The 13363-nt window shown below is 46.0% G+C and carries 10 protein-coding genes and 1 riboswitch; of the genes, 3 read left to right on the forward strand and 7 right to left on the reverse strand.

Annotated features, from left to right (window positions below):
* Nucleotides 1–75 precede the first annotated feature (75 nt).
* Nucleotides 76–256, reverse strand: a riboswitch (NiCo riboswitch).
* A gap of 296 nt (nt 257–552) precedes the next feature.
* A complete protein-coding gene (pckA, locus tag CK1_RS09425; RefSeq protein WP_015526024.1) occupies nt 553–2157 on the reverse strand; it encodes a phosphoenolpyruvate carboxykinase (ATP) in 1605 nt (534 codons plus the stop codon).
* Nucleotides 2158–2476: 319 nt separating this feature from the next.
* Between pckA and CK1_RS09430 the strand changes: the two genes are divergently transcribed.
* Nucleotides 2477–3805: a threonine/serine exporter family protein gene (locus tag CK1_RS09430; RefSeq protein ID WP_015526025.1), complete on the forward strand. Its 1329-nt coding sequence runs from the start codon at nt 2477–2479 to the stop codon at nt 3803–3805.
* Nucleotides 3806–3900: 95 nt separating this feature from the next.
* Here CK1_RS09430 and CK1_RS09435 read toward each other — a convergent pair whose 3' ends face one another.
* The gene (locus CK1_RS09435) at nt 3901–4656 is read right to left on the reverse strand and encodes a DUF4866 domain-containing protein (protein WP_173740795.1); all 756 of its coding nucleotides are present in this window, start codon (nt 4654–4656) and stop codon (nt 3901–3903) included.
* 15 nt (nt 4657–4671) lie between these two features.
* The gene (locus CK1_RS09440) at nt 4672–5361 is read right to left on the reverse strand and encodes a YoaK family protein (protein ID WP_330577266.1); all 690 of its coding nucleotides are present in this window, start codon (nt 5359–5361) and stop codon (nt 4672–4674) included.
* A 124-nt stretch (nt 5362–5485) separates the two neighbouring features.
* Between CK1_RS09440 and CK1_RS09445 the strand changes: the two genes are divergently transcribed.
* A complete protein-coding gene (locus CK1_RS09445; protein WP_015526026.1) occupies nt 5486–6364 on the forward strand; it encodes a LysR family transcriptional regulator in 879 nt (292 codons plus the stop codon).
* Between the two features lie 28 nt (nt 6365–6392).
* Here the strand turns inward: CK1_RS09445 and CK1_RS09450 are convergent, their stop codons facing one another.
* On the reverse strand, nt 6393–7424 hold the full coding sequence (locus CK1_RS09450) for a PRD domain-containing protein (protein WP_330605165.1): 1032 nt from the start codon (nt 7422–7424) through the stop codon (nt 6393–6395).
* Between the two features lie 35 nt (nt 7425–7459).
* Nucleotides 7460–9712 carry a PTS sugar transporter subunit IIABC gene (locus tag CK1_RS09455; RefSeq protein ID WP_015526027.1) on the reverse strand — a complete coding sequence of 751 codons (2253 nt, stop codon included), beginning with the start codon at nt 9710–9712 and terminating at the stop codon, nt 7460–7462.
* A gap of 441 nt (nt 9713–10153) precedes the next feature.
* Between CK1_RS09455 and CK1_RS09460 the strand changes: the two genes are divergently transcribed.
* Nucleotides 10154–11875, forward strand: coding sequence for an ABC transporter ATP-binding protein (locus CK1_RS09460; RefSeq protein WP_015526029.1), 1722 nt, complete (start codon nt 10154–10156; stop codon nt 11873–11875).
* Nucleotides 11876–12023: 148 nt separating this feature from the next.
* On the opposite strand, the gene CK1_RS09465 is transcribed toward CK1_RS09460, so the two are convergent.
* Nucleotides 12024–12467, reverse strand: coding sequence for a hypothetical protein (locus CK1_RS09465; RefSeq protein WP_192925817.1), 444 nt, complete (start codon nt 12465–12467; stop codon nt 12024–12026).
* Nucleotides 12454–13245, reverse strand: a complete 792-nt coding sequence (locus CK1_RS09470) for a ParA family protein (protein ID WP_015526030.1) — start codon at nt 13243–13245, stop codon at nt 12454–12456. Before CK1_RS09470 ends, CK1_RS09465 begins: the two co-directional genes overlap by 14 nt.
* Nucleotides 13246–13363: the final 118 nt, after the last annotated feature.

Genomic DNA, 13363 nt, shown 5'->3' on the forward strand with positions numbered 1-13363 from the left:
GTATAGGGATATCCCAGCTTCTACCTTCTGTTCCATCCATATTTTGCAGTAAAAAAGACATACCTGCGAAACATACACTGTCCCGCAGATATGTCTGAAAGCAAAGTCACATTCTGCTTCACCTCATATTCCGTGAATGCAGGTTCTTTGCAATTACGTTTAAATCCATATCCGCTGCCGCTTCCTGCGGCCCGGCCCCATGCCTTCGATAAATATTTTCGATTCCGAAAAGCATCGCCTGCTCAGTTTGTACTGTTGATCTCGCATCCTGTTCGAATGTAATGCAGTGCAAAGAGAATTTTTACAGTCTTACGGGTCTCCCGCTCAACTTCTCAGAAAGGATACACCATGAACCTTATGTTAGTCAAGCCAAAGTTTTTTATTTTACAGGTAGATATCTTCAACTTTCTGTTTATTCCATGTCTGGAAACATGCTTCGCACTGCACAGTTCTATATCAAACAATAGATCCTCAGTTGTTTGTCAAAAAACCGGGAGCGGATAAATCCGCTCCCGGTTAAGTCTACGATCTGTATTCAGTTGGAATGACTGATTATGCCTGCGGGCCGGCTGCAACGAGTGCTTTACCAGCTGCATTTCCTTCATATTTAGCAAAGTTCTTAACGAATCTTGCAGCAAGATCTTTAGCCTTTGTCTCCCACTCTGCAGCATCTGCATATGTGTCACGTGGGTCAAGGATTGCAGGATCTACGCCCGGAAGCTCTGTCGGAACCTCGAAGTTGAAGAATGGGATCTTCTTTGTCGGAGCTTTAAGGATAGATCCGTCAAGGATAGCATCGATGATACCACGAGTATCTTTGATGGAGATACGTTTTCCAGTTCCATTCCATCCTGTGTTAACGAGGTATGCTTTCGCACCGCTCTTCTCCATTCTCTTAACGAGCTCCTCAGCATATTTTGTCGGATGAAGCTCAAGGAATGCCTGTCCGAAGCATGCGGAGAATGTAGGAGTAGGCTCTGTGATTCCACGCTCTGTACCAGCAAGTTTAGCTGTGAATCCGGAAAGGAAGTAGTACTGTGTCTGCTCCGGTGTCAGGATAGATACTGGAGGAAGTACGCCGAATGCATCTGCGGACAGGAAGATAACCTCTTTCGCTGCCGGTGCAGAAGATACAGGGCGAACAATGTTCTCGATGTGGTTGATCGGGTAAGAAACACGTGTATTCTCTGTTACGCTCTTGTCAGCGAAGTCGATCTTGCCCTCAGCATCAAGTGTTACGTTCTCAAGAAGAGCGTTTCTCTTGATCGCATTGTAGATGTCCGGCTCAGACTCTTTGTCAAGGTTGATAACCTTAGCGTAGCATCCACCCTCGAAGTTGAATACTCCGTTGTCATCCCAGCCATGCTCGTCATCACCGATCAGAAGACGCTTAGGATCTGTGGAAAGTGTTGTCTTACCTGTTCCGGAAAGACCGAAGAAGATAGCTGTGTTCTCTCCGTTAAGGTCTGTGTTTGCAGAGCAGTGCATGGAAGCGATGCCCTTAAGCGGCAGATAGTAGTTCATCATGGAGAACATACCTTTCTTCATCTCTCCGCCGTACCATGTATTAACGATAACCTGCTCACGGCTTGTAATGTTGAACATTACAGCTGTCTCAGAGTTAAGTCCTAATTCTTTGTAGTTCTCAACTTTAGCCTTGGATGCGTTGTAAACAACGAAATCCGGCTCAAAGTTCTCAAGCTCCTCAGCTGTCGGCTGAATGAACATGTTTGTTACGAAGTGTGCCTGCCATGCAACCTCAACGATGAAACGGATAGCCATACGTGTGTCTTTGTTAGCTCCGCAGAATGCATCTACTACGAAAAGTTTCTTGTTGGAAAGCTCCTTCTTGGCAAGATCTTTAACTGCATTCCATGCTTCCTGAGTTGCCGGATGGTTATCGTTCTTGTACTCATCGGATGTCCACCAAACTGTGTCCTTGGAGTTCTCATCCATAACGATGTATTTGTCTTTAGGGGAACGTCCTGTGTAGATACCTGTCATTACATTGACAGCACCAAGCTCACTGACCTGACCCTTCTCAAATCCTTCAAGCTCCGGTTTGGTCTCTTCCTCAAATAATGTCTCGTAGGAAGGATTGTACACGATCTCAGTTGTTCCGGTAATACCATACTTTGTTAAATCGATTTTTGCCATCTTAACATTTACCTCTCTTCTTTAATAGTAATTATGATAGCCACCTACTGCTGCAGGTTTTTGTCATCCTGCCATAGGAATTGGTCATTCCAACATCCCTATCCACAATTATACATAAATTGTACGTAAAAGCAACCAAAAAATTCATTTTCCGCAAAAAATGATAAATCTTTAACAGTGACGTTTTAGTACTGTCAGATTTTATTTCATCTACACTTGACTTTTTCAGAATAATGGCTACAATATATCTGATTATAGTTATTATATATATTTATAATAGCAACTATATGATTTTAATATATAGAAAGAAGTGATTTCTATGTCAGATATTCTAATCAAACGTAATCATATGGAAATCCCCTGGCACAACTACGTAAGCGCCAGGAACAACCAGCCCATCACCGAAGCTTCTCTTTCCGAAAAAGCTTCCCTGATCGGCCGTACAGGCATGATGCTTCTCTCCTGTGGGACCGGTGCCTGGCGGGTACGGAGTTCCATGAATACATTGTCAGAAGCACTTGGTATCACCTGTTCCGCAGATATCGGACTGATGTCTATAAGCTACACCTGCTTTGACGGTGAGAGCAGTTTTTCCCATGCACTTAGTCTGACTACCACCGGCGTAAATACTTCCAGACTGAACAGGCTGGAACATTTTGTCAGTGATTTTCCTGCGGAGGGTATCCATATGAGCGGTGAAGCACTGCACAGTCAGTTAGATGAGATCGAGCGGATCCACGGGCTTTATTCCCCTGCATCCCTGGGACTGGCTTCTGCACTGGCCTGTGGTGCATTTACTTTTCTTCTGGGCGGTGGCCCGCTGGAAATGATCCTGGCTTTTGCAGGCGCAGGCATCGGAAACGCCATCCGCTGCAAGCTTGGCAAGCATCATTTTACTCTGTTTATGTGCATTGCAGTTTCTGTTTCCTCTGCCTGTCTTGTATATGCAGGCTTCCTGAAGCTGGCAGAGCTTCTGTTCCACATTTCCGTCCAGCATGAGGCCGGATACATCTGTTCCATGCTGTTTATCATTCCAGGCTTTCCGTTTATCACAAGCGGGATCGACCTTGCCAAGCTGGATATGCGTTCCGGTCTGGAACGACTGGCCTACGCCATTATTGTTGTAATGGTGGCTGCTGTCTCTGCCTGGCTAATGGCACTGCTTCTTCATCTGAAACCTGTGGATTTCCTGCCTCTGGAGCTTTCGGCAGCTCAGAGGATCCTGTTCCGGCTTCTGGCAAGCTTCTGCGGGGTATTCGGCTTTTCGGTCATGTTCAACAGCCCTGTCCGTCTAGCCGCAGCTGCCGCTTTCATCGGTGCACTGTCCAACACACTCCGGCTGGAACTTGTTGATCTTGCCGGTTTTCCACCTGCTGCCGCAGCTTTTCTCGGAGCACTGACCGCCGGACTTCTGGCCTCCCTCATCAAAACAAAAGTGGGATATCCCAGAATTTCCATTACCGTACCATCCATTGTGATCATGGTCCCGGGGCTTTATCTCTACCGGGCGATCTACAATCTGGGGATCATGTCCCTGAATGTTTCCGCCTCCTGGTTTGCAGCTGCGATCCTGATCATCGTTGCTCTTCCCCTGGGCCTTATTTTCGCCAGGATCCTTACGGACAAAATGTTCCGCTACTGCACCTGATGGGCATACAAAAAGGACTGCTTTCTGTAGCTTCCGGTCATCAGCTATCCTTCTGATAACCGGAGCAATACAAAAGCAGTCCTTTTTTGTACATTCTATTTCATTACGATCTCATCAGCGATCCCGATCATTTTTTCCAGGCGGTCCGCAAATTTATGGATGGGGAGAAAAACGCCCAGTCCGTCATAACGTTTTCCACCATCCTCCACAGAATCCTGCCCATAATACACAAAAGCTCTTGGAAGCTTCTTCTGAATTGCCATCATGATATCCCATACAGCCGCATAGGCCTGTGCCTCCGTTTCTTTTTCCTTTACGCTGTCCGGAAGCTCATACACCAGCAGCACACCGATATGTTCGCCCATTTTGTACTCTTCTACTTCCATGGTATCTTCATCATAGGCATGGCGCTTCCGGTAGCCATACGCCAGATACATCTTTACACCAGGTTTCTCCCTGTATATCCTGCGAAATCGGTCGTAATCCCTGTCACTTACATGGATTCCCTTTTCCCGCAGAAAATTTCCTTTTTCATCTGTGAGAAATACCGGATTCTCCTGTCCATCTGCATTGAACCTGAACGGTGCCAGAAAAGAATTTCGCAGAAGATCAAACATACTGTTCTGGCAGATCGCCATAAGGAGAGCTGTCAGATCACGGTTTTTATATGCGTCCAGCAATGCATAGGCGAATTTTTCCGGAGGAAGATATCCGCATTCTATGTCTGTATCCGCATCCATGGATTCATAGAAGGTCTCCGTCAGCCGTCTGCACGCCTCCGGATCCTTCAGGATCTTTTCAAATAAAAGCTCCGCCTTTTCCTCTCTTGGGAATAATGTGCTGTTTTCCACAATTCCTCACCCTTTCTAATCTCTATGTTTACTGGAAAACATCAGAATAAAGCTGATCAGAAGCAAAACATCCGATACCCAGATTGCCGGGATCCCCAGCCTCATGGACAGATTTCCTCCGCCACCGGCTCCAATGGCAAAAAAGAAAATTATTCCGAAATAATAAAGAGCCTGCTTCAGCTGTTCCGGACGTTTTTCACGACAATACACGGACAACGCCGCCGTGCCGCTTCGTAAATTTCCGATGCACATAGTGCTTGCATAGGAATAACCGCCCACCTTCCGGAAGGTCTGTACCTGCATGGCGCAGGAAAAGGATACCAGTACGGTTGCCAGCATATCCAATTCTCCCGGCATAAATCCCACCGCAAAAAGGATCAGGATCTCGATCAGCAGGATCATCTGCCTCCAGTGAAGTTTTTTTGCATATTTAAAGGTATTCTGGATTCGCTCCGCCGCTACAACACCAATGGCAAAGGCTAAAACAGGGAACAGGTACCTTAAACCGTCTCCCCACTGTCCTGTCATAAAATTATGGCTCATCAGAACCACGTTGCCTGTCTGGGCGTTGGAAAACACCTCATCTCTTGTAAAGTATGTGTAGGCATCCTGAAATCCGCCGGACATTGCCAGAAATACACTTGTGATAAAAGCTTCTGACATCTGCCGGTCCGCATTTTGCAGCTTTCCGCCTCCTGAAACCACTCTAAATCACTCCTGTCATTGATTTTTTTCCTCGGGTGTATTATAGTTTGCTCAGAAGCAAATGTAAAAAGTATTATTAATATCGTAAACATATTAAAATCATATCACAGGATGGAGACAATACATGATCACTTACGACTACTACCGGATCTTTTATTATGTAGCCCAGTATAAGAGCTTTACCAAGGCAGCAAGAGCTCTTCACAACAACCAGCCAAATATCACCCGCTGTATGAACAACCTGGAGCAGGAGCTGAAATGTACGCTCTTTCTCCGCTCCAACAAAGGAATCGCACTTACACCGGAAGGCCGCCAGCTTTATGAACACGTTGCCCTGGCTTTTGAGCAGCTGTCCATCGGCGAGGAGGAAATCCGCCAGAACGGAGAGCTGGAGCATGGTCTGGTTTCCATCGGCGCCAGCGAAAATGCCCTGCGTCTGATCCTTCTGGAAAAGCTGGAGCTGTTCCGCGAGCAATATCCCCATGTTCGCCTGCGCCTCTTTAACCATTCTACTCCTCAGGCAGTACAGGCACTGAAAAATTATGCGGTGGATTTCGCTATTGTCACCACTCCGATCTCCATCCGCAAGCCTTTACAGAAAAAAAGTCTCCTGCGTTACCGGGAAATTCTTGTATGCGGAAGCAAATATAAGGATCTGACCACTGCCCCTATCAGCATCCATGAGCTTCAGGATCTGCCCTTTGTAGGTCTTGCGGAAGGGACCAGCACTAGAGAAATGTATATGAATTACTTTATGGAAAACCGTGTTTCTTTTCATCCTGACATCGAGGCAGCAACTACAGACCAGGTCCTTCCCATGATCGTCCACAATCTGGGAATCGGCTTTTACCCCGAGCCCCTTGCCCGGGAAGTGATCAATGACGGGAAGATTTTTGCCCTTCAGCTTAAGGAGCCGCTCCCTCAGAGAGAGGTCTGCTTAGTCACAAACAGCAGTACTGCCATGAGTACTGCTGTCAAAAAAGCTATTGAATTTATTGTGTAAATCCCTGAGGCGGATCAGCCATTTACATTTATTGTTCCACTGTCCGCTCAATATGCATGGCAAGATAACCAATTTCAATAGGATCCAGCTCTTTACCCAGGCTTTTGCCCAGGCTCTCACAGACATCCTCCGCGATCCTGTAGGATTCCGGATATTTTTCTTCTATATATTCATTCATATCCAGCTTCAGTGTCTCCCCTGTGGAGACACGGGCTACCATATATTTGATATGGTTCATCATACGGTTGTAGGACAGGGAGATCACATCGATCTTTCTTCCTGTGGCCATCTCGATCATGGCGATGCATTCCCGTACCGTTCTTGCTGTCTGCATGGCAACAGACACCTTTTCATCTCCAAGTGCTGAGTGAATATGAAGTGCCACATATCCCACCTCATGCTCGTCGATTTCAATATCCATCCGCTCCTTCAGGATCTTCTTCAATACCTCCGCCACCTTGAATTCGCTGTAAAAAAGCACCTTGATATCATCCGTCAGAGGATTGCTGATCTGCTCATGATTCCGGATACGTCCCACTGCAAAGGAAATATGATCAGCAAGGGGAAACAGGATCCTTCTGTCTATGGTATCCCCAAAGGTCTTCTCAGCTTCTCTCAATATCTCATCTGCGATCTCCAGAAATTCCGGTGCTATGCTCTTTGCCAGTTCTTTTGCTGAGCCACGTTCTGTCTCCTGAGCCAGCCTGTAAATAGTACAGTCTGCCGGAGCCTCAAAACGCTGGCTGACCTTCTTTCCAAATCCCACACCTTTTCCCAGAAGTACATATTCCTGGTTTTCTTCCATATTTATGGCAATGATGCCGTTATTGTTCAATACCTTGCTCACTCTGTACATCTTTTTCCCCACCATTTTTATATATCCTGCTGCTTTTCCACATTCCACCACTGTCTGCCCCGGATTTTCAGTCGACATTTTTGTCTGCAGCTGTTGATTTTCTTTATCGTAACAGAATCTTTCTTTTGTGTAAAGCCCTTCTGACAGACAGTTATTTTCTTTGCCACAGGAAAAGCGCGCCCGGGCATTAGGCGCGCTTTTCACAAAACCAATCTTCTATATTATTGCTGAAAAATTTCCTATTCTTCCACAGTCTCTACTGCGAACAGCGGCTCTCCTGCCTTGATCTCTCCATTGGCAAGAAGGCGTACTCTCTGATTATCCTCGATCTCTGTGCAAAGGATCGGAGAACATAAGGACGGAGCGTTTTCTATAAGATACGGGATGTCAATCTTCATCAACGGCTCGCCTTTTTTTACATGCTGTCCCTGCTCTACCAGGATCTCGAAGCCTTTTCCTTCCAGCTTTACAGTATCAATGCCGATATGGAGGAGCATAGGAAGATCTGTATCTGTCTGGAATCCGATGGCATGCTTTGTGTCAAAAATAAACTCTACCTCGCCGTCTTCCGGAGCACAGATCACCGGGTCCTTCGGTGTGACTACAGCACCCTCTCCCATCATTCCTTCCGCAAAGCCTTCATCCGGCGCTGTGGAAAGGTCTGCGGCGATACCGGTTACCGGGCTGTAGACAATCGCTGTTCTGAGAACCTTTTTCTCTGGCTGCGTGCTGGCTTCGGATGTCGGAGCTGTGTTCTGAGTAGCCTCACCTGTACTTTCTGCTGTACGCTCTGTATCAGACTGAGCCTGATTTTCCGCATTGTCTGTTTCTTTCTCATTTGCACCTTCAAAATATTCATTCGGCGCTGTCTCCAGATAATCCTCCAGCTTGGATTTGATCACAGTTACCTGCGGACCGTAGATGATCTGGACACCCTGGCCTTTTTTCACGATTCCTCTGGAACCTGTTGTTTTCAAAATATCGTCGTTGACTCTTGCTGCGTCATGGACGGTGATACGGAGTCTTGTTGCACAGCAGTCCACATCACTGATGTTTTTCTTTCCTCCAAGGCCGGCTGTGATGGCTTCGCTTACCGGGTCTGCAGATGTACTTCCTGCTGCTTCACCGGCTTTTCCGGCTTCTTTTCTTGCGTTTACATCTGCTTTTGTATAAAGCTTTGTTTCTGTGTCGTCATCCTCACGTCCCGGAGTCTTAAAGTTGAACTTTTTGATCAGGAAGGTGAAAATCACATAATAGAGAATAAAGTAAATGATACCTACCGGGATAATCCTGAACCAGCTTGTCTTTGCATTTCCCTGAAGGATTCCGAACAGGAACAGATCCAGGAAACCGCCGGAGAAGGTAAGTCCTACTGCAATGTTCAGCATATGTGCGATCATATAAGCCGCGCCTGCAAGAACAACCTGTACTGCAAACAATGCAGGAGCTACAAACAGGAAGGAGAACTCCAGTGGCTCTGTGATTCCTGTAAGCATACATGCAAGGGCTGCTGAAAGAAGAAGTCCGCCTGCTGCTTTTTTCTTCTCAGGCTTTGCACAGCGGTACATGGCAAGAGCAGCTCCCGGAAGACCGAAGATCATGAAAATGAACTCTCCGGAAAAATATCTTGTTGCATCAGCACTGAAATGCGCTACATTTGCGGAATCTGCAAGCTGGGCGAAAAAGATGTTCTGTCCGCCCTGTACCATCTGGCCTGCAACCTCCATAGTCCCGCCAACGGCTGTCTGCCAGAATGGCATATAAAATACGTGATGAAGTCCGAATGGGATCAGCGCGCGTTTGATAATACCGAAGATCAGGGTTCCGACATAGCCGCTGCCTGTTACAAGACCGCCCAGAGCATAAATACCGTTCTGGACTGCCGGCCATACGAAATACATCAGGATTCCCACAAACATATATACAATGGTGGAAATGATGGGCACAAATCTGGAACCACCGAAGAAGGAAAGTGCGTTTGGAAGCACGATCTTATGAAAACGGTTGTGCAGAGCCGCAACACCAAGGCCGACGATAATACCGCCAAACACACCCATCTGCAAAGACTGAATGCCGCAGACAGAAGTTACAGTACCTTCCAGAACGCTTTTTGCGATCTGTCCGTCTGCTGTGATCTTGTCATTTACTACCAGCATACCGTTGATGGCTACGTTCATAACGAAGTAAGCGATCAGTGCGGAAAGAGCTGCTACCTCTTTCTCTTTTTTTGCCATACCGATGGCCACACCTACTGCAAAGATCAAAGGCAGGTTATCAAATACCGCACTTCCGACTTTGTTCATGATGACTAGGAGTGCATTTAAGATGGTTCCGTCTCCCAGAATCTTCTGAAGTCCATAGGTTGCAATGGTCGTTTCATTTGTGAAGGAACTGCCGAATCCAAGAAGCAGGCCTGCCACAGGAAGGATTGCGATGGGGAGCATAAAGGAACGTCCCACACGCTGCAAAACTCCGAAAATTTTGTCTTTCATGTTCTCTCTCCTTTTCTTTCGACGTTTTGGAGCGGGAATCTTTTAAGTGGGCAACAAAAAAAGACACCAACCCCCATAAACGTCAAATAAAAATAATAACATTTATGACTGGTTAATGCCTGCTTATCAGTTACACACCAAATCTGAAATACACTATACGGGTTTTGTTCTTCTGTGTCAAGGAGTAATTTGATTTTTTCCAAAAAATATCTCCTCATATCACTATCCGCTCCGTTGCCAATAATCTCTTGCGGAATATTTCCTGTGAACAGCAGCCATATAGTTCCTGTTCTCAGAAAGTATACAGAAACGAAACAGGCCAGAAATTCACTTATCTTGACTTTATTCTCACTTATGATAAGATGAACATAGAATGTCCGGCAGCAATATTTTTTGCTCAGACAACACTATACATTTCATAAAAACGGAGGTACTTTTCCGATGAATACCATCAAGAAATTCATCCACTACTACGGCCCGTACAAAGCGGTCTTTTTTATTGACCTGATCTGTGCAGCCGTTATCAGTCTGGTAGATCTTGCTTATCCCCAGATTCTTCGTACTATGACAAAAACTCTCTTTACACAGGATAAGGATATTATTCTTCATGCCCTCCCTGTGATCGCAGCTTCTCTTTTTGTTATGTACATTGTGCAGAGTCTCTGCAAATATTATGTAACCTGTCAGGGACATATGATGGGTGCAAAGATGGAACGTGATATGCGCCGGGAGCTTTTTGACCATTACCAGGAGCTGTCTTTTTCCTATTACAGCAGGAATAATTCCGGTCAGATGATGAGCAAGCTGGTCAGTGACCTTTTTGACATTTCCGAGTTTGCACATCATGGTCCTGAGAATCTTTTTATCTCTCTGGTAAAGATCGTCGGTGCTTTTATCTTCCTGTTCTTTATCAACAAAAAACTTGCACTGCCGCTGATCCTCCTGGTGATCGTGATGTTTGTGTTTTCCTTCCGCCAGAATGCAAAAATGCAGGAAACCTTCATGGAAAACCGTCGTAAGATCGGAGATGTAAATGCCAGTCTTCAGGATACGCTTTCCGGAATCCGCGTGGTGCAGTCCTTCGCAAACGAGGACATCGAACGTGCCAAATTTAAGAAAAGCAATGAAGCGTTCCTTGTTTCCAAAAGAGATAATTATCACTGCATGGGAAGCTTCATGAGTTCCAATCTTTTCTTCCAGGGTATGATGTACCTGGTAACTCTTGTTTACGGCGGCTATCTGATCGCTCAGGGTGAAATGCAGACTGCAGATCTTGCCATGTATGCCCTGTATATCGGAATCTTTATCAGCCCCATCCAGATCCTGGTGGAACTTGTGGAAATGATGCAGAAGGGTCTTTCCGGTTTCCGCCGTTTCCTGGATGTGATGGAAACAGAATCCGAGATCAGGAATGCAGACAACGCTGCGGAGCTTACGGACGTAAAAGGACATGTGCGTTACGACCATGTTTCTTTTCATTACAGCGATGATGAAACTCCTGTGCTTTCCGATATCTCTATTGATATCCCGGCAGGAAAATCCATTGCCCTGGTAGGACCTTCCGGAAGCGGAAAAACCACGATCTGCTCTCTCCTGCCCAGATTTTATGATGTGACCGACGGTTCCATTACTGTAGACGGAAAGGATATCCGCGGGCTGACTCTTAAGAGCCTTCGAAGCCAGATCGGTATGGTACAGCAGGATGTCTATCTTTTTGATGGAACCATCAAGGATAATATTGCCTACGGAAAGCCCGGAGCTTCCGATGAAGAGATCATCAAAGCCGCCAAATGTGCGAGTATCCATGACTTTATCATGGAGCTTCCGGATAAATACGACACTTATGTCGGAGAACGTGGCACACGCCTTTCCGGCGGACAGAAGCAGCGGATCTCCATTGCACGTGTATTCCTTAAGAATCCTCCGATCCTGATCCTGGATGAGGCCACCAGCGCTCTGGATAACGAAAGCGAACGTTGGATCCAGAAGAGTCTGGAGGAGCTTTCAAAAAATCGTACTACCATTACGATCGCGCACCGGCTTTCTACGATCCGTGATGCGGATGAGATCATTGTGATCACGGAGGAGGGTATCGCCGAAAGAGGCACTCATGCTGAACTGCTTGAGAAGAATGGATTGTATGCTGCATATTACAATATGTAGAAAGATACGAGGGAGGCGCTTCGCTGTCCCACTGAGATTTTTATAGGGCAAAATAAAAGGCTGCTGTATACCTTATCAATAGTGATATAGATATATAGCAGTCTTTTTATTTGTCAATTACTATCTTTTCAAAAAATTCAATCAAAGATTACAGCAGATAAACCGGAAGCTCGTCTTTAATTCCTACTGGCTGGTTGTTGTCCGGCTCATCTTTCTTTGGGGTGAGGAATTTGGCCTGGAGTTCGTCGGCGTTTCCTCCGCTGATCACGTTCTGGGCTACAGTTCCTGTTGTTTCTGCTGCAGCTGTTTTCTTTGCTGCGGTTTTACGTGCTGTTGTTTTTCTGGTAGTGGTTTTCTTTGCTGTTGTTTTTGTTGCGGCTGCTTTCTTTGCTGTGGTCTTCTTTGCAGGAGCTTTGGCTGCTGTTTTCTTTGCTGTAGTTTTTTCTGCCGCTTTTTCAGCTGTTTCAGCTTTTACCTCTGACGGCTTCTCTACTGCTTTAACCTCAGCCTCTTTTACCTCTGTTTTTGTTTCTGTTTTGGATGCTTTTTCTGCATTTACTGCTCTTGCGATGCTTGCTTTACCTACTGACACGATTCATTACCTCCTCTGCCAATGCTATGTACTCTTTTGCGCTGCGGCTGCTTTTTTTGAACTCCACAACTGGTTCACTGCTGTCCTGGGACCATTCGATGGAGCTGTCTACACGGATAAAAGATTCGAAAAGATAGATTCCTTCCATTTCTTTCAGTGTTTCCATAGTCTGTTTGAAATAATTCTTTCTGGCATCTGCCTTGGTTACTACGATTCCCAAAACCTTTAAATCCGGAGCGATCTCCCTGACTTCATTGAGGAAATCAAACATATTTGCAAGACCAAACATACCCCACGGACTTGCCTCTACCGGAACAAGAACATAATCGGATGCACATAAAATATTCATCACCCAGCCGCCAAGAGTAGGCGGTGCATCAATGAGAATGTAATCGTACACTCCGGAATCTTTAACCTTCTGCAGACATTTCCGCAGGATAAACTCTCTCTGCCATTTTGTAAAAAGCTCATATTCCACGGAGCTCATCAGCGTAGACGACGGAACCAGATCCAGATTCTCATACTTCGTATGCACGATAAAATCGCTGAGATCCGACTGATGACCGATAGCATAGTAGAGATTCTTTTCCCCTGCTGCCATCTCAAGCACTTCTTCCTCCGAAAAAAAAGAAAGGGAAAGATTCAGCTGCATATCACCGTCTACCATCAGTACCTTCTTACCCATGCCGGCCAGTGCCGCTCCCACATTGGAACAGCTGGTGGACTTTCCGCTGCCGCCCTTATTATTTGCAAAACAGATCGTTACTGTATTTCCCATTACAGCCTCCCGACAACATAATTTCGTATTTTCTGTCACTTGCCCTTATTATAATATAACGTTCTCCTAAAAACAAGCACATCCCCCATAAAACCACGAAAACCGACAAAATAGCCTC

It is taken from the genome of Ruminococcus sp. SR1/5 (assembly GCF_000209835.1).
Taxonomy (GTDB): domain Bacteria; phylum Bacillota; class Clostridia; order Lachnospirales; family Lachnospiraceae; genus Blautia_A; species Blautia_A fusiformis.